Source organism: Dyella terrae (assembly GCF_022394535.1).
In the GTDB taxonomy this organism is placed as follows: domain Bacteria; phylum Pseudomonadota; class Gammaproteobacteria; order Xanthomonadales; family Rhodanobacteraceae; genus Dyella.
The window spans coordinates 710611-726750 of record NZ_CP089414.1; the positions used below are offsets into that span (position 1 = coordinate 710611).

18 protein-coding genes are annotated in these 16140 nt (G+C 62.0%); 15 read left to right on the forward strand and 3 right to left on the reverse strand.

Annotation, left to right across the window (positions count from 1 at the left end; all coding sequences use genetic code 11):
• The first annotated feature begins 30 nt into the window (after positions 1–30).
• Together DYST_RS02835 and DYST_RS02840 are read left to right on the forward strand one after the other, a co-directional pair.
• Positions 31–234 (forward strand): antitoxin Xre/MbcA/ParS toxin-binding domain-containing protein, encoded by a 204-nt coding sequence (locus tag DYST_RS02835; RefSeq protein WP_239949888.1) that lies wholly within the window; start codon positions 31–33, stop codon positions 232–234.
• A gap of 77 nt (positions 235–311) precedes the next feature.
• Positions 312–575, forward strand: a complete 264-nt coding sequence (locus DYST_RS02840; protein WP_239949890.1) for a hypothetical protein — start codon at positions 312–314, stop codon at positions 573–575.
• A 616-nt stretch (positions 576–1191) separates the two neighbouring features.
• Here the strand turns inward: DYST_RS02840 and DYST_RS02845 are convergent.
• Both DYST_RS02845 and DYST_RS02850 read right to left on the reverse strand, forming a co-directional pair.
• Entirely contained in the window at positions 1192–1425 is a 234-nt protein-coding gene (locus DYST_RS02845; RefSeq protein WP_239949892.1) for a hypothetical protein, read from the reverse strand.
• A gap of 252 nt (positions 1426–1677) precedes the next feature.
• On the reverse strand, positions 1678–2037 hold the full coding sequence (locus DYST_RS02850) for a helix-turn-helix domain-containing protein (RefSeq protein ID WP_239949895.1): 360 nt from the start codon (positions 2035–2037) through the stop codon (positions 1678–1680).
• Between the two features lie 149 nt (positions 2038–2186).
• Between DYST_RS02850 and DYST_RS02855 the strand changes: the two genes are divergently transcribed.
• The 8 genes from DYST_RS02855 (at position 2187) to DYST_RS24250 (ending at position 9645) form a co-directional block, all read left to right on the forward strand.
• The gene (locus tag DYST_RS02855) at positions 2187–5225 is read left to right on the forward strand and encodes a CHC2 zinc finger domain-containing protein (protein ID WP_239949897.1); all 3039 of its coding nucleotides are present in this window, start codon (positions 2187–2189) and stop codon (positions 5223–5225) included.
• Between the two features lie 4 nt (positions 5226–5229).
• Positions 5230–6339, forward strand: coding sequence for a site-specific tyrosine recombinase XerC (xerC, locus tag DYST_RS02860; protein ID WP_239949899.1), 1110 nt, complete (start codon positions 5230–5232; stop codon positions 6337–6339).
• A 39-nt stretch (positions 6340–6378) separates the two neighbouring features.
• Positions 6379–6654 (forward strand): DUF1778 domain-containing protein, encoded by a 276-nt coding sequence (locus DYST_RS02865; RefSeq protein WP_239949901.1) that lies wholly within the window; start codon positions 6379–6381, stop codon positions 6652–6654.
• Complete coding sequence (locus tag DYST_RS02870) at positions 6651–7151, forward strand: GNAT family N-acetyltransferase (protein ID WP_239949903.1); 501 nt, start codon at positions 6651–6653, stop codon at positions 7149–7151. The genes DYST_RS02865 and DYST_RS02870 overlap by 4 nt, the downstream gene beginning before the upstream one ends.
• Before the next feature lie 318 nt (positions 7152–7469).
• The gene (locus tag DYST_RS02875; protein ID WP_239949905.1) at positions 7470–8591 is read left to right on the forward strand and encodes a hypothetical protein; all 1122 of its coding nucleotides are present in this window, start codon (positions 7470–7472) and stop codon (positions 8589–8591) included.
• Positions 8573–8929 (forward strand): hypothetical protein, encoded by a 357-nt coding sequence (locus DYST_RS02880; RefSeq protein WP_239949907.1) that lies wholly within the window; start codon positions 8573–8575, stop codon positions 8927–8929. Before DYST_RS02875 ends, DYST_RS02880 begins: the two co-directional genes overlap by 19 nt.
• Before the next feature lie 31 nt (positions 8930–8960).
• Positions 8961–9389, forward strand: coding sequence for a hypothetical protein (locus DYST_RS02885; RefSeq protein ID WP_239949908.1), 429 nt, complete (start codon positions 8961–8963; stop codon positions 9387–9389).
• Positions 9390–9444: 55 nt separating this feature from the next.
• The gene (locus tag DYST_RS24250) at positions 9445–9645 is read left to right on the forward strand and encodes an antitoxin Xre/MbcA/ParS toxin-binding domain-containing protein (protein WP_428993952.1); all 201 of its coding nucleotides are present in this window, start codon (positions 9445–9447) and stop codon (positions 9643–9645) included.
• Between the two features lie 329 nt (positions 9646–9974).
• Here the strand turns inward: DYST_RS24250 and DYST_RS02890 are convergent, their stop codons facing one another.
• Positions 9975–10367, reverse strand: a complete 393-nt coding sequence (locus DYST_RS02890) for a hypothetical protein (RefSeq protein WP_239949910.1) — start codon at positions 10365–10367, stop codon at positions 9975–9977.
• A gap of 463 nt (positions 10368–10830) precedes the next feature.
• Here DYST_RS02890 and DYST_RS02895 point away from each other — a divergent pair, with 463 nt between their 5' ends.
• From DYST_RS02895 to DYST_RS02915, 5 genes are read left to right on the forward strand one after another with little or no spacing between them, the layout of a single operon-like run.
• Positions 10831–11982, forward strand: a complete 1152-nt coding sequence (locus tag DYST_RS02895) for a tetratricopeptide repeat protein (RefSeq protein WP_239949912.1) — start codon at positions 10831–10833, stop codon at positions 11980–11982.
• Positions 11972–12235, forward strand: a complete 264-nt coding sequence (locus DYST_RS02900) for a flagellar biosynthetic protein FliQ (protein ID WP_102303253.1) — start codon at positions 11972–11974, stop codon at positions 12233–12235. Before DYST_RS02895 ends, DYST_RS02900 begins: the two co-directional genes overlap by 11 nt.
• Before the next feature lie 11 nt (positions 12236–12246).
• Positions 12247–13005 (forward strand): flagellar biosynthetic protein FliR, encoded by a 759-nt coding sequence (locus DYST_RS02905; protein ID WP_146010506.1) that lies wholly within the window; start codon positions 12247–12249, stop codon positions 13003–13005.
• Position 13006: 1 nt separating this feature from the next.
• Positions 13007–14080: an EscU/YscU/HrcU family type III secretion system export apparatus switch protein gene (locus DYST_RS02910; RefSeq protein WP_239949913.1), complete on the forward strand. Its 1074-nt coding sequence runs from the start codon at positions 13007–13009 to the stop codon at positions 14078–14080.
• Positions 14077–16137, forward strand: a complete 2061-nt coding sequence (locus DYST_RS02915) for a flagellar biosynthesis protein FlhA (RefSeq protein WP_239949915.1) — start codon at positions 14077–14079, stop codon at positions 16135–16137. Before DYST_RS02910 ends, DYST_RS02915 begins: the two co-directional genes overlap by 4 nt.
• The last annotated feature ends 3 nt before the right edge of the window (positions 16138–16140 follow it).

Genomic DNA, 16140 nt, shown 5'->3' on the forward strand with positions numbered 1-16140 from the left:
ATGGCCTTCGGTCTTTCGACGGAGTGCTGCGTGGCGATCGTTGATGATCTACGTGTGAGGCGCGTCCTGCAGGCCGTCGAGGCGATATCGGGTGATCGCGACAAAGCGGTTGCGTGGCTACAGGAACCGCTCGTCACGTTCGGCGGCAAGACCGCTCTGGAGCTTGTCGCCGAAGGCCGCACCGACGATCTGCTGGGTTACCTAGCCTCGTTCGAATCCGGCTACGTCGGTTGAGCGGATGGCCCACAACGATCACGTGACATCGGTAGCGCGATGATCCGCTACCGATGTCACGCACGGGAGAAAGATGGATGAGCTACGCCACCGACGATGCCGAGATGTCGAGCGCCCGCGAGATCCTCTACCTATGCCGAGGCAAGCTGCTAGGCGAGATCCGTCAGGAGGCATCGAGCAGCCAGCCCGATGCGCGGCGCGTGGCTGACCTGGAAGGCATGCTGGACCAGCTGCGTGACGACATCCGCGCCGTCCAGGCAGGTGACCGTGCGGTGATCACGCGTGCCCGCGTGCTCTACGGTCGGCTTGTGCGCGCATGGTGCGCACCGGCAGCGCACTGACTAGTTGCATCATCGCTGCATCATTTTTGCCGCATATCTGCATCACGATGCGTCATTCTCGCATCATCGTTGCAGCAATATCGCATCATCCGTGCATCACGCCGTGGCCCGCTGGGCCACGTGATCGTGTCTGACCTTCTTGGCGTGTGCGTGGCGGCTTTTTTTGGGTGTTTTGGGCCGATTTTTGCCCTTAACTCTTAAGCCGATCCGCCATACACCATACGCACCTCTGCGGGTGCGCCAAGTGCCTGATCGCGCGGCATATATGCAGAAATGATGCACGACGCGATGTTTACACGGCTTATACACGACACCCCGCAAAGCCTTATCTGACGCCATTTCGGTGTAAACATGCGTTATACAGCCCGTCCGCGAACATGCGCGACTATGCGCGAACATCTGCGACTGTATGCGACGACGTGCGATCGGTCGCCGGATCGCGCATCGGCGCACGTTGTCGCGGATGAGCGCAAAGGAACAGACGGCAAGATGTGTCATGTGGGCCCACAAAGTGGCCCCACATGACCGGGCCTTACTCGCGCTGCGCACTCGACGGAAAGCACGCACGGCAAGGCGCACGGCGCAGCCGTGGCCACGCGAAGGCTGAGAGGGAAGGTCAGTCGCGCGTATCGAGTAGGGCGCGGCGGGTCACGTCCACGTTGTGGCGTTGCCGCTGCCAAGCGCGTTGCTCGGCAATCAGGGCGGCCAGGCGCTCGGCATCAGGGTACGGCTTGGCCTTCTCGGCCTGGACGAGCAAGCGAAGTTCACCAGCTCGCATCGCCCAGCGTGTCTTGTGCAGGTAAGCGAGGTTGCGCTCGCCAAGCCGGCGGTCCAGGTCATCACTCGACATGGTGGTGGTTCCTCCCGGATGACGTGCCGGTGAGATGGTCTTTATCTTAAAAGAAAACCCACCGCTCAGGCCGCTGTCGCGGCCCGTGCGGTGGGCTCTATGCGATGCCTGCCCGTGGGCGGATCGTTATCGTCTAGCCGCTCATCGACCCGACACGGACGTTTTCAGTGTACTGAAAGGCCGCGAGTGGGATGGAGCTAGTGCAGGATAGGCAAACACCGGTAAAGGTATATAACTCGGCGCCTTTGCCGCTTAGCGGCCCGCCTGAGCCAGCATGGAATCGAGCACTTCCGTGATGAGGCGCTGCTTGGCTTTAGGTAACTGACTGACCAGCTCCAACTGCCGTTGTAGTTTGGGAGCAGGGCCACGCTTGCCCGTTGTCTTTGCCGAGGCGCTACCGAGCAAGTCTTCCATGGCGACATCCAACGCCTTCGCCACCATCGTCAGCGTCTCCACGCCGATGCGCACGGTGCCGCCCTCGTAGTGGGCCAGGGTCTGCTGAGCAATGCCCAAGGCCTTGGCCAACTCGACCTGCGTGATGCCGCGCGCTTTGCGGTGCTCGGCGATGCGTTGGCCTAGTTGTTCGTAAAAGGCGCGGTCAGCGGCGGCCATGAGGGTATCTGGCAGAAAGGACGTGCTGGCGAGCATAGGCGGTGATCCTCGGGTGACGAGTTGACAATACTCGTATTACGGGTACTCTGCCAGCGAGTTATTTTTCTCCCAACCCCCTTGACAGGTTTTTCGGCCGGAGGCCGTTTTTGATGGCCCGTATTCCCGAACACGAGATCGAGCAGCTCAAACGCGAGGTGTCACTGGTTCGGTTGATCGAGGCCGATGGGATCGCCCTAGCCAAGCAGGGCAAGGACTATGCGGGTCTGTGCCCGTTCCACGAGGAGGCGACGCCCTCGCTGATCGTGACGCCAACCAAGAACCTGTATCACTGCTTTGGCTGCAATGCGGCCGGCGGCCCGATCGACTGGGTGATGCAGCGCCGTGGCGTGAGCTTCCGGCACGCCGTCGAGCTGTTGCGCGAGGGTCTTCCTTTAGCCGCCGGGGTGGAGGCGGCACCCGTGTCACGTTCGACCGTGCGCACGCTGACCGCGCCGCTGGCCACGGACACCGAGGATGCCGAAGCCCTGCAGCGTGTGGTCGGTTTTTATCACCAGACCTTGAAGGGCAGCGAGGACGCCCTGGCGTACCTGACGGCGCGCGGCCTCAATCACCCGGAATTGATCGATCATTTTCAGCTCGGCTACGCCAACCGCACCCTGGCCTATCGCTTGCCGGAAAAGAACCGCAGCGCCGGCGCGGCGATGCGTACGCAGCTGCAACGGCTGGGCATCCTTCGCGAGAGCGGGCACGAGCACTTCAACGGCTCGCTGGTCGTGCCGGTGTTCGACGCGACGGGGCGCGTGGTGGAGCTGTACGGTCGCAAGCTGCTGGACAACCTGCGTGCGGGCACGCCCAAGCACCTGTATTTGCCCGGCCCACATGCCGGTGTGTGGAACGCCGCCGCACTGACGTCCTCGCGCGAGATCATCCTATGCGAGGCACTGATCGACGCGATGACGTTCTGGTGTGCCGGTTATCGTCACGTCACCGCCGCCTACGGCGTGCACGGCTTCACCGACGAGATGCTGGCCGCGTTTCAGCAACACCGGGTCGAGCGGGTGATGATCGCCTACGACCGCGACGACGCCGGCAACCAGTCCGCCGAGGCCCTCGCGGAAAAGCTCATGGCTGTCGGCATCGACTGCTATCGGGTGCTGTTTCCGAAGGGCATGGATGCAAACGCGTACGCGTTGCGCGTGCAGCCGGCCGGTCGCAGTCTGGGCTTGGCGTTGCGCCAGGCCGAATGGATGGGCAAGGGGCGTGCGCCGACGCGGCCGCGCGTGCTCAATGCCGCCATTGATCTGCCGTCCGCTGTGATCGAGGAAGGCCATGACGCGGCGGCACCGACCGTCGAGGCCGAGCCGGCAACCGAGGCCGTGTTACCGGCCTCACCACTGCCCGACGCGCCGACGTCCGCGACGCCGGCCTATCAGGTCGTCGGTGAGGAAATGCGCCTGTTGCTGGGCGACCGTTTTTACCGCGTGCGTGGCCTGCCCACGAAACCGCTGCCCGAGCAGCTGAAGGTGAATCTGCTGGTCAAAGACCCGGCCAGCGAGGGCTATTACGTCGATACGGTGGACCTCTACAGCGCGCGGCAACGCCAGGTGTTCGGCAAGCAAGCCAGCCTGGAAGTGGGCGCGAGCGAGGAGGCGATCAAGAAGGATCTGGGTCAGCTGATTCTCGCGCTGGAAGGCTGGCAAGAGCAGCAACTCGTGCAGGCCCGCCAAGCCCAAGCGCAGGCCACGCTGAGCGACACCGATCGCGCCGCCGCGCTGGAGCTGCTGCAAACGCCGGACCTGATGGATCGCGTGCTGACCGATTTTTCCCGCTGCGGCGTGGTGGGTGAAGCGGTGAACAAGCAGGTCGTCTATTTAGCCGCTGTTTCGCGCAAGCTCGATCGTCCGTTGGCCGTGATGGTGCAAAGCTCCAGCGCCGCCGGCAAGTCGTCGCTGATGGATGCGGTGCTGCGTTTCGTGCCGCCGGAAGAACGCGTGCAGTACAGCGCGATGACCGGGCAAAGCCTGTTCTATCTGGGCGACAAGGATCTGCGCCATAAGATCCTGGCGATCAGCGAGGAGGAGGGCGCCAGTCAGGCCAGCTATGCGCTGAAACTGCTGCAGTCCGAAGGCGAAGTATCGATAGCCAGCACCGGCAAGAACGCCCAGACAGGCCAGCTGGAAACCCAGGAATACCGTGTCGAAGGCCCGGTGATGCTGTTCAGCACCACCACCGCGATCGACCTGGACGAAGAGCTGTTGAACCGCTGCCTCGTGCTCAGCGTGGACGAATCGCGCGAGCAGACCCAGGCCATCCATGCGCAACAGCGCCTGCGCCGCACGCTCGATGGCCTGAGGGCCAGCGAAGACAAGGCCCGACTCACCGCGCTGCACCAGAACGCGCAGCGCTTGCTGCGCCCGCTGAAAGTGGTCAATCCGTACGCCGAACGGCTGACCTTTCTCAGCGACAAGACCCGCATGCGCCGCGACCACGAGAAATACCTGGCCCTGATCGACGCCATCGCCTTGCTGCACCAGTGCCAGCGCGAGGTGAAGCGCGAGAGTTATCACGGCGCCGTCATCGAGTACGTCGAGGTGAGCGTGGCCGACATCGCCCTGGCCAACCGACTTGCCCACGCGGTGCTGGGCAGCACGCTGGACGAGCTGCCGCCGCAAACGCGGCGCCTGCTGGGCTTGCTCACCGCATGGGTGCGCAGCGAAGCAGCGCAGCAGGGCTGCGCGCCGTCCGCGTTGCGTTTCACGCGCAAACAGGTGCGTGATGTGACGGGCTGGGGACAAACCCAGCTCAAGGTCCATCTGGGCCGCCTGGAAGACATGGAATACCTCGCCGTGCATCGCCAGCCCTTCGGCAAGGGGATCGCCTACGAGCTGCGTTTTGATGGCGAGGTAGCCAGCGATGCGCCGCACCTGATGGGCCTGATCGATGCAGCCACCTTGTACGCCTACGACGACGAAAAGTCGGGAGCAACGGATGCATGGTCGGGGTCGGATCGGCCCGCTGTCGGCACGGCATCGGCCATGGATCGGTCACCTGACATCACGGCGCAGGTCAATGACAGCGCCGTTTTTGCCACACCGTCGATGCAATCGCTGGAAACTGCACGTCCGGGCACGCGCCGCACATCGCATCGTAGTGATGGGGCTTCTTCTTTAGCTGCTGTGCCGGCGTGATCCGATGGCTCGCCGCACCGCGCGCCGCTCGCGTTTCCTGACGCCGGTCGGCAACCCCGCCGATCCCGAGGGCTTGTTCGCTTACCTGCAGCGCTACCTGGAACACCTCGGGATCAAGGGCTACACCGAAGCCGGTATCCACAACACCGAGCGCTACGTACGCGCATTCATTCGATGGTGTGAACCCCGTGCGCTGACACGGCCCACCGAAATCACCAAGCCGATCATCGAGCGCTACCAGCGGCATTTGTTCTATCACCGCAAGGACAACGGCGAGCCGCTCAGCGTGTTCAGTCAGCGCAGCGCCTTGGTGCCGCTGCGTGGGTTTTTTCGCTGGCTGACCAAGCAAAATTACCTGCTCTACAACCCGGCCAGCGACCTGGAATTGCCGCGCTTGAAGCGCGTGTTGCCGCGGCACGTGCTGACCGAGGCGGAAGCCGAGCGGGTGCTAGCACTGGCCGATGTGCGCACACCGATCGGTATTCGCGACCGGGCGATGATGGAGGTGCTGTATTCCACCGGCTTGCGCCGCATGGAGCTGGCCAACCTGCGCGTGTACGAGATCGATCGGGCACGCGGCCTGGTGTTCGTCAACCAAGGCAAATGGCAGAAGGATCGCTGGGTGCCGGTGGGCGAGCGGGCGATGGCATGGGTGCAAACGTATCTCGACCAGGTGCGCCCGCAGATCGTGATGCCGCCGGACGACGGCACGTTGTTCCTGACGCGTGCCGGTGTGCCGTTCAACGAAGCGTGGCTCTCCACCACGGTTTCGGCGTACGTGCAGAAGGCCAACCTGGGCAAGCAGGGCGGTTGCCATTTGTTCCGGCACACCATGGCCACGCTGATGTTGGAGAACGGCGCCGATATCCGTTTTATCCAGGCCATGCTCGGCCACGCCGACCTCAAATCGACACAGATCTACACCCACGTCGCGGTCACGCAACTGAAGGCCATCCACGAGGCCACGCACCCGGCCAAGTCGCGCCGCGCGGCGGCGAAGGGCACCGGCGAGCCGGCCACCGCCAATGAGCTGTTCGCCGCGCTTGAGGCCGAGGCGGACGAAGAAGGCTTGAGGCGGACGAAGAAGGCTGAGGGCGGGGTGGCGTCCGGTTGACCGTGTGTGTACAATGTGTATACACAGAGGTATGCCGCCATGACCACCGTTGCTCGCCAAACCACCATCAACCTGCGCGCCCAGGCGCCGCAGCGCAGCCTGATCGACCAGGCGGCCCGTGTTGCCGGCAAGAGCCGCACGGACTTCATGCTGGAAGCAGCTTGCGAGAAGGCCCAGCAGGTGTTGCTGGACCAGACCGTGTTTGCCCTGGATGCGACACGCTTCAAGCGCTTCCAGGCGCTGCTCGATGCGCCCGTGGCGCACGGTGCGGCTCTGCGCAAGCTGCTGCGCCGGCAGGCGCCGTGGGAGGCGTGAAGCGACCGCCGCTCCGGGCGCCGGCGCCACTGGCCGATGCCCATCGGTTGGACGACTTCCGGTGCACCGAGCCGGCGCTGGAAACTTGGCTGAAACAGCGGGCCCGACGTAACCAACTGGACGGTGCTTCGCGCTGCTACGTAGTGTGTGCCGGCGAGGACGTGGTGGGTTACTACGCCTTGGCTGCCGGCGCCGTCTCGCATGAACAGGCCCCGGGCAACGTCCGCCGCAACATGCCCGATCCGATCCCGGTGATCGTGCTGGGGCGGCTCGCGGTGCACGCGGACTGGTCGGGCCAGGGCATCGGCGCCGGGCTCCTCAAGGATGCCGTGCTGCGCGCCCTGAGGCTGTCGCAGGAGATGGGCATCCGCGCGCTGCTGTGCCATGCCATCAACGAAGACGCCAAGCGGTTTTACCTGCATCACGGCTTCGTCGTGTCACCGATCGAACCGCTGACGGTGATGCTGAACCTGGCGAAGGTGCCGACGATCGACTGATCCATCGGTGCACATTCTTGGCGATCGCTGGGGGGCAAAAAACGCACGTCGGGGGTGGCGAGTTTTCGCCACCCCTTTTTTGCGCGTTCCGCCTTGCCTAACGTCTTGCTGCCACGACGAAAAATCGCGCCGCATTGAGCGAACACACGTCAGTCGATTCCGTTTGGGAATGCGTTGGGGAATGCCGCCATCGCGGGGATGAGTAGCCCAGGCGCAGCACAGACATCTATCCGGCAGGGCTCAAGTCCGGACTGGAATAACGCGCTATCCACGTACAATGCAGAGGGTGCGTCAGGTTGGCGGGAGCAAAATGCCGCGATGAGCTATGCACTGAATAGCAGCTCTTCCGTGGCAGCGGTCAACGGTGGTGGCGATACAGGCGGGGACTACCTGAGCCTGAAGGCCTCGTCGATCGACGACTTGTATAGCGCTGCCCAGGAGCTTAAAGCCACCGGCGCTCCCCAGGTGAGCTTCAGCACAATGTCGACCGATCAGGTCGAGTCGTATGTGCACGATTACAGCCAGCTAGGGATTTATCAGCCTGATGCGCAGACCCTAGCAACGGTCAATGTGACACCGACGGCGGAGGACATGGCAGCTGCCGGCCTTGGAAATGCCGGTGGTGGTTACGAGTTTGGCGGTACGCATGGCATCTCCGACACGGAGGCATTCTTTACCTTCAATCGGGCAGGTCAGTTCCTGAGTGGTGTGGGGCACCAACTCAAGGGAATGGCGACTAGCTCGATGATGGTCAATCCGCTGACGATGCCGGTCGTGTTGCCTCAGATGGTGAACCAGCTGAGTGATCGCTACACCCAAGCCTATAGCCAGGGCCAACTGGGTGACGCCGTGCTACAGGATGCGGGCGGTGCGGTTCACGGACTTGTGATGTCCACGCCCGTGGGTTTCATCAAAGCGCTCAACGAAAAGGATACGATGGGCGGCATGGAGCGGCTGGGTTCGTCGACGGTGGACGCGGCGATGTGGGTGGTGCCGGGAGCTATCGAAGGAATTCGGGCGGGCTCAGTTCCAAACACGGGAAGCCCAAACATTGTCTATCGCGCACTGAATGCCGATGATGCGGCGGCTCTTGATGCAGGCGGTGGATTGTCAGCGAAGGCGCCAGACGGAACCTGGACGGCTGCTGAGCACATTGCCAATGCAGGACCAGGTACTGGTGGAGCTGCTGCAAATAGCCCCTGGATATCGACCACTCGATCCCTTGAGGTTGCGCAGGGTTACGAGGGAGGGAATGGAATTGTGGCGATTGATCTGAGCAAGGTGGATGCACCTTACGTTGAGCTGTGGAAGCAAGCTCCTCCGACATTGGTGGGTGGTCCACAGTCCATTCCCTATTGGCGTTCTCTGTACGCGCAGGAAGTAACGGTGAATCAGGCCATTCCCAGGAATGCAATTATCGGATGGGTGAAGACACCATGACCGAGATGCGGGAAATGCAGGAGGATCTGAAGGAGAGACTATTCAGGTTTCTTCTTCCGATCCAGACGGAGCGCTATGTGGATCACCGCGCTTTTGAAGAGGTGATTGCGCGAGCAAACGACGCGGCACGACTGTTGAAGTCGCATGAGCTAGTTTCCAAGGCACTGCTAAACGATCTGCATATGACTTCGAAGGTGCTTCGCGCAGAGGCCGCTCATATCAAGCCAGAGACGGAAGCAATGCTTAAAATGGCAGGCAGGTTGGAATTTGTATTTGACTTGATTCTTCTGGGAGAGTCACCGGAGGATCGAGTCTCTGGCGTCGCTCGAATCGTTTGATTTTAGAAAATAGCCTGAGGAAGTGAGCGAAATGGAGCAGAGTCGTGGCCAGGTCCCCTCATTGCATGTGCCTATGCAGGTGAATATTTCGGGGTTTGATGTGGTGGATGAAAGCCTTCACATGATCGAGTGGCTCCGGCGCGGAAAGGATTTCCGCAGCTTCGTTGTGAATGACGTCGAGGCGGAACTCTATGCCCAGGACCAAGGTGCTCAGCTGCTCTCCGTTGATTGCGGGATACCGGAGTACGAAACCAAGCTGCAGCCAGATAGGTCGGGTGACAAAGCTATCGTTACTCAGTTTGGCGTGGTTTTCCCGATTACGGTTCGTGTTGTGGGAGGGGATGGACGGCGCTGGAAATTGCAAGTTAGGCACGGCTATCAAGCAACAAACATGGATGTGCCAGGTAAGTTCAACTTGCAGATGAATTTCACAATTATTGCTCACGAGGCCGAGGCTTGATGTGACACATGTTTTGATGGTCTGCGTCCAACACATCGTGCAAGGGTGATGAAAGGTGTTTCCTGACGTTAGCCCCTCTGTAGCCAGAGTCATATCGTCAGTCGAAGCGATATCGGGCGATCACGACAAAGCGGTGGCCTGGCTGCAGGAACCGATTGCAACGTTCGGAGGCAAAACTGCCCTAGAGCTGGTCGCCGAGGGCCGTACCGATGACCTGCTGGAAAACAGGGGTCAGAGTGCACTTTTTGATGCATGAGCCCCTTTGCGGGGTCGGCCAATTTTGGCCGGTCCTGCACGCCGATTGAGTTGGGCCTCGATCGCTGCGCGAAACCGCTCGGAACCCAAGGCATGCTGACGTTGAAGATGGAGCCGAATGCTGCCGAGGTCATCGGGAGATAGCACTTCGTCTACCAGGGCGCGGTAAGCCTCGCAGCGTTCGGCCTGCGTGTTGCCGAGTGAGAGGTAGCTGGCATGCGAGTAGATGAGCTTGTTGTCTTGCGGTGTGGGTGGCGTAGCTTGACCAGGACTAGCTCGCAGGATGCGCCACCAAGCGCGCGCAGGCGCCGGTGTTACCACCCAAGCCCATCACTTCTTCAAGCTGCGAATCATCTCGACAAACTGCGCATGGAATCGCTCATCGATATCCATCGCCTGATTGATCCGCTCGATCATCGGCTGAAACTGCGTGTTCTGCCTGAACTCGCCACCGAACTCCCACAGAATGATTTCCCGTAGCGTCGGCTCCCGCACGCGGCTGGTGGAATCGCTGTCATCCGGATCTACGTTGGCCAGCAGTGTTCGCAGGCGCTGACGCAGCTGTTCGATGGAGTGTGTTTGCGTTATTGCAGCCTGGTTTTTGCCGGTGAGCAACGTTGGCGATGCCGTGGCGGAGGAGCCCGTCGACTTGGCCTTGCCCTGAGCCAGGGCACGCATCGTTTCCAGTAACGAAGAGCCTGGGGTGATGCGGTCGGTCGGCATGCTGTGGTTCCTTGGTGCGATCAACGCAGTGAGTTTAACGGTGAAGGTGCGGACGAGTGGGTCGCCGGTGCACTGCAAGGGGTGTTTGCCGGACTTGTTCGGGGTCTTAGCGGCGAAGCAACAGGCATCTGGCTGCCTCGGCCGCCGCCAGAACTTGCGAACGTCAAATTCATGCAAGTGATTTTACGGAGTTTAATAGCGCAATATATTGCGATCCATTTGGCTTATTGACAGCTTCTTGACAGCGCACCTAGTCTCGCCGCGTCGCAGCCCAGATCAACATCACGGATCTGCTGGACAGCGCGGGGGCGCTGTTTTGAGGGGCTGGAATGCTAGGGGGCGTACGGTTTTTCGCCGTGCGTAAATGGATTTACGTGTACGAAATCATTCCGGACGCCGGGCGGCATTTCGCCCAGTTCTTCGTATCTATCCGCGGGCAGCATCGAAAGTTTAGGGTCGTCGCATGAGTCGCGTCGCATCCCTGGAAGCTTTTGCGGACCGCGACCCAACCAATCCCGATCTTCTTTGCGATCTGCTCGACAGCCTGGTGCTGGAGGGGCAGGTTCAGCGCGCTCGCGAGCGGCTGGAGCGGGCTCCGCAGGCGCTGCGTGCCATGCCGGGCGTGGTGTTTCGCGATGCACGGTTGGCGCTGGTCGAGGGTGATCTGCCCAAAGTCATTGCGCTGCTGAACCCGCTGGTTTCAGCGCTGCAGCCGGCACCGGCCGGGTTGTGCCATGACTTGGCCTATGCGCAGTTCACGCTGGGTGAGCCCGATGAGGCGTTGCGCACGTTGAGCAGGGCGTCGGCCGTCGAAGGTGATGACGTCATTTCCATTGCACTGTTGACCGCGCGCATCTGGCATCGCCAGCAACGCATTCGCGAGGCGCTTGCCTTGTTGGATGGTTTGCATGACCCGTCGCGACAGGCCGAGATCGACGGTTTGCGTGCACTGTTGCTGCTGGACCATGGCCAGGTATCCGATGCAGCGCGTGAGGCATCCCGCGCGTTGTCGCTGGATCCAGCGCAGTTCGAAGCCGGGCTGGTGAGCGGTTCGTTGGCATTGTCGGCGCGGCACGAGGATGCGGTTTCGATCTTTCAGCGACTGGTCGCCATGCGGCCGAATGTCGGACGGGCTTATCTTGGCCTGGGCGAAGGGCTGATGATGTCCGGCGATATCGTGGCGGCCACGGCCGTGCTCGATCGCGCTGTGACGTACATGCCCGATCACATCGGTACGTGGCATGCGCTGGCGTGGTGCCAATTGCTGCAGGGCAAGCTGGACGATGCGCAGCGGAGCTTTGATCAGGCGTTTGCGCTGGATCGTACGTTTGGCGAAACACACGGTGGTCGAGCCCTGATCCACGCGCTTCGCGGCGAGCGCGAAGCGGCCAGCGAATCGATCAAGCGTGCGCTACGGCTCGATCCCCATGGGCGCAATGCGCGCTACGCGCAGAGCGTGCTTCTGCTGGATGAGGGCCGGGAGGCGGAGGCGCAGTCGATCATCCAGGATCTGGTGGCATCGCCCCAGGCGGGGCGTCCGCTGGTTTCGCCGGATTTCGTCAATACGCTGCGCGACCTGCTGCGTCCGAAGCAGGGCGGCAGCCGTGGACACTGATGTCGCCATGCATTTGCTCGCACAAACACTGCTGACGGCGGCGAAGGTGAGTGCGCCCATTCTTGTCGCCACGTTGCTGGTGGGCGTCGTCATCTCCATCGTGCAGGTGGTGACGCAGATTCAGGAAATGACGCTGACCTTCATCCCGAAGCTCGTGGTGGTGGTGGTGATGTTCGTGATCACGGGCGCCTGGATGATGGCGGTGGTGGTGGAGTTCACGCGGCATTTGTTTGGCCTGGTCGCGGGAATGTAAGCGCAGTGAAGATGGATACGGATCTTGTTGTTTTTCTGCTGGCTATGGCGCGCTTTTCGCCCTTGCTGATGGTGCCCGCGCTGGGCCCGCTGGCGTGGGTGCCGGGGTATGTGCGCGTGATCATGCTGACGGCGTTGAGCGTGATTGCGCTCGGTTCGGCGGACATGCACGCCATCCAGGCGCATGTCACGGAGTCGCCCTGGCTGTTCGGGCTCGCCATGGCGGGCGAAAGCCTGGTCGGGCTTACCTTTGCGCTGGCGACGGTGCTGCCTATGGCTGCCTTGGGCTTTGCAGCCCGCATGGTGGACATGCAGTCGGGCGTGGCGGCGGCCAGCGTGCTCAACCCCTCCACCCGCACAACGGAATCACTGTTTGGCACGGTGATTCAGTGGAGCGGCATGGTGGTGTTTTTTGCGCTCGGCCTGCACGTGGTGCTGTTGCGCGGGCTGGTGTCGTCGATGCAGCTGGTGCCCATCGGCAGCGGCAGCGTGGTGGTTTCTCCGGGAACGTTCCTCGGCCTGCTGTCGACGCAGTTCCTGCTTGGCTTGATGGTGGTGCTGCCGGTGATCCTGGGTCTGTTTGCCATCGATCTGGGTACGGCGTACGCAAGTCGCTCCATGCCGCAGGCCAACATCTATTTCGTGGCGCTTCCGTTGAAGCTGCTGGCCGGCTTTACGCTGCTGGCGGCAACGTTGAGTTTTGCGCCGCCGCTGATCGAACGGTTGTTCCGCAACGCCTTTGCTGCGTTGCCGATGATGGGAGGCCACTGAGGTGGCCGAGAACGATCAGAACAAGACCGAGCAACCGACGCCGTTCCGTCTTGAGGAGGCGCGGAAGAAGGGGCAGGTACCACGTAGCCCGGAGATGACTGGCCTGGTGGTGACCTTGGTGTTCAGCGTAACGCTGTGCATCACCGCCTACACCTTGGCGCATGCCTGGGGCCGCTCGTTCGAGCGCATGATGTTGATGGCGGGCAATGCACCGGCGCCTTCAGTCGGCCTTATGCGCTGGATTGGCGCCACTTTTCACCCGGTATGGCAGGCGATGGTGCCGCTGGTGATCGCATTGGTGATCGCGGCCGTGGTGGCCAACCTCGTGCAGACCGGGCCGGTGTTCAGCACCGAGCCGCTCAAGCCTGACTTCTCCCGCCTGAATCCGGCGCAGGGCTTCAAGCGGATCTTCTCGATGCGCCTGCTGTGGGATCTTTTCAAGCTGACCTTCAAGGTTTCCTTGCTCGGCGGCCTGGCCTGGCTGTTGGCCGGCAAGCTGCAGCACCAGGTGCTGGCGACCGCCAATGCGGCACCCAGGGCGGCGGGCGTGCTGCTGCAATCGGTGTATGTGCGGGTCACGGTCTGGACGTTGGCCGCGCTGGCGTTTGTGGCGCTGTTGGATCTGTTGTTCTCGCGCCGCGAGTACCTGCGCAAGTTGCGCATGAGCCACAACGACATCAAAGACGAAGTAAAACGGCGCGAAGGCGACCCGGACATCCGCCAGAAGCGCAAGCGCTTGATGGTGGAGCTGCTCAAGCAGTCGCGATCCATCCGCCGTGTGCCGGAGGCGGACGTGGTGCTTACCAACCCCACGCATCTTGCGGTGGCGTTGCGTTATCGGCCGCGCACCATGCGTTCGCCGGTGGTACTCGCCAAAGGCACTGATGCCGTGGCTGCTGCCATGCGCAGCAAGGCCGCCGTGTCGGGCGTGCCTTGCCTGCGCTCGCCGGCACTGGCCCGTGCGCTGTTCCGCGAATGTGGCGTGGATCGGACGGTTCCCGATCATCTCTATAGCCAGCTGGCCCCGGTGTATCGCTGGCTCATGCGTCGGCCCGGCAACAGGATTTTCTCGTGAACACGCTCTTCGGTCAGATATGGAGCGGCAAGCGCGACATGGCGCTGGTGTTGGGCATGGTCGGCATCCTGATCATCCTGTTCACGCCCATTCCGCCGGGGTTGCTCGACTTTCTGCTGGTGCTCAACTTTACGACGGCACTGTTGGTGCTGCTCATTACGTTCTTCACCGAGACGCCGCTGAGCTTCTCCACGTTTCCGTCACTGCTGCTGATCACCACGCTGTTCCGCCTTGCGCTGAACATTTCGGCGACGCGCCTGATTCTGGACAAGGGCAATGCGGGGCGGGTGATCAACGCGATTGGCTCGTACGTGGTGGGCGGCAACTACGTGATCGGCCTGGTGGTGTTCCTGATTCTGGTGGTAGTGCAGTACGTGGTGGTCACCAGTGGCGCGCAGCGCGTAGCGGAAGTGGCGGCGCGCTTCACCCTGGACAGCATGCCCGGCAAGCAGATGAGCATCGACGCCGACATGAACATGGGGCTGATCGATCAACATGAGGCCAAGCGTCGCCGTGCCCTGGTTGAGCGCGAGGCTAGCTTTTACGGCGCAATGGACGGCGCGACCAAGTTTGTGAAGGGCGATGCCATCGCCGGCATCATGATCATCCTGATCGACATCATCGGTGGGCTTGCCGTGGGTATGGCCCAGCGCGGCTTGCCTTGGTCGGATGCAGCCCACCAATACACCTTGCTCACGGTTGGCGACGGCATCGTGACGCAGATTCCCTCGCTGGTGATTGCGGTAGCGACGGGCATCATCATCACGCGCGCGGCCTCCGATGCGCAGCTGGGTACCGAGGTGACGCGGCAGGTGCTGTCCAACTCGCGCACGCTGCTGATCGTGGCGTTGGCGTTGCTGGGCGTGCTGATGCTGCCCGGTCTGCCGGCATGGCCGGTGTTGGTGGTGTTGGCAGGCGTTTGCGCGTTGATTTTCTTCTCCGTGCGCAGCAAGCAGTCGAAGGGACAAGATGAGCAAGAGCAGGCGATGCCCGAAACACCGGCTGCTCGCTCCGAGGAAGACATTTACAAGTTGATGGCGGTCGAGCCGATCGAGATCCATCTCGGTACGGCGATCGTGGCCACGTACAAAGCCAAGAATCTGGATCTGGGCGAACGTATCGCCACGTATCGCAAGCAGTACGCGCTGGAGGCAGGTTTCATCCTGCCGAAGGTGAAGTTGATCCAGGAGGCGCCGCTGCCCGAACGGGGCTACGAGCTGCACGTGCAAGGTTCACGGGCGGGAAAGGGCGAGTTGCATTTCGATGCGTTGCTAGCCATTGATCCGGGTGGCAAGCGTCCGCGCCTGGAAGGCAAGGAAACCAAAGACCCTGCCTATGGCCTGCCTGCGCTATGGATATCCCCGGACCAGCGGCAGTTCGCTCGCGGGGCGGGTTACACCTTGGTCGATCCGGAAACGGTGTTGATCACCCATCTGGGCGAAGTAGTGAAGCGGTATGCGCCCGAGCTGCTGACCCGCGCGGAAACCGAACGGCTGGTCACGCGCGTGCGTGAACAGCAGGCATCGCTGGTGGATGAACTGATTCCTGGTGTCATGTCTTACACAGACGTCCAAAAGGTGCTCCAACAGTTGCTGCGAGAGCAGGTCAGCATCCGCAATATCGAGGCCATCCTCGAAGTGCTGGTCGACGCGGGCAAGACGCTCAAGCAGACCGACGAGTTGGTGGAGCGCGTGCGCGAGCGGCTTGGGCCGGTGATCTGCCAGCGCGTAAGCAATGCGCAGGGCGAATTGCACGTACTGACGCTGGCGACAGAGCTGGAGCGCAATATCGTTACGGCGCTGCGCCAACGCGAGGGCGCTGGCCTGTTGCTCAGCGATCCTGGGCAGTTGGAGGCGCTGCTTGGCGGCTTGGCCAAACAATCCGAGGCGATGATGGTTCGTAGCCATCTGCCTGTGCTGCTTTGCCCCAGTGCGCTGCGCCGGCATCTTCGCGCGCTCGTCCAGCGCAGCCTTCCCCATATCACCGTGCTCGGCATCAACGAGGTGCCGGCCTCCCTGGCAGTGAAGTCATTTGGCGTCGTCACGGCGACGCAGTGAGGA

Excerpts from the sequence above, each read along its gene's own strand:
- DYST_RS02845 (WP_239949892.1), bottom strand. The coding sequence starts at position 1,425 with ATGTCGAGTGATGACCTGGACCGCCGGCTTGGCGAGCGCAACCTCGCT.
- DYST_RS02875 (WP_239949905.1), top strand. The coding sequence starts at position 7,470 with ATGAGCTATGCACTGAATAGCAGCTCTTCCGTGGCAGCGGTCAACGGT.
- DYST_RS02880 (WP_239949907.1), top strand. The coding sequence starts at position 8,573 with ATGGGTGAAGACACCATGACCGAGATGCGGGAAATGCAGGAGGATCTG.
- DYST_RS02885 (WP_239949908.1), top strand. The coding sequence starts at position 8,961 with ATGGAGCAGAGTCGTGGCCAGGTCCCCTCATTGCATGTGCCTATGCAG.
- DYST_RS02855 (WP_239949897.1), top strand. The coding sequence starts at position 2,187 with ATGGCCCGTATTCCCGAACACGAGATCGAGCAGCTCAAACGCGAGGTG.
- DYST_RS02905 (WP_146010506.1), top strand. The coding sequence starts at position 12,247 with ATGGATACGGATCTTGTTGTTTTTCTGCTGGCTATGGCGCGCTTTTCG.
- xerC (WP_239949899.1), top strand. The coding sequence starts at position 5,230 with ATGGCTCGCCGCACCGCGCGCCGCTCGCGTTTCCTGACGCCGGTCGGC.
- DYST_RS02895 (WP_239949912.1), top strand. The coding sequence starts at position 10,831 with ATGAGTCGCGTCGCATCCCTGGAAGCTTTTGCGGACCGCGACCCAACC.
- DYST_RS02890 (WP_239949910.1), bottom strand. The coding sequence starts at position 10,367 with ATGCCGACCGACCGCATCACCCCAGGCTCTTCGTTACTGGAAACGATG.
- DYST_RS02865 (WP_239949901.1), top strand. The coding sequence starts at position 6,379 with ATGACCACCGTTGCTCGCCAAACCACCATCAACCTGCGCGCCCAGGCG.
- DYST_RS02850 (WP_239949895.1), bottom strand. The coding sequence starts at position 2,037 with ATGGCCGCCGCTGACCGCGCCTTTTACGAACAACTAGGCCAACGCATC.
- DYST_RS02840 (WP_239949890.1), top strand. The coding sequence starts at position 312 with ATGAGCTACGCCACCGACGATGCCGAGATGTCGAGCGCCCGCGAGATC.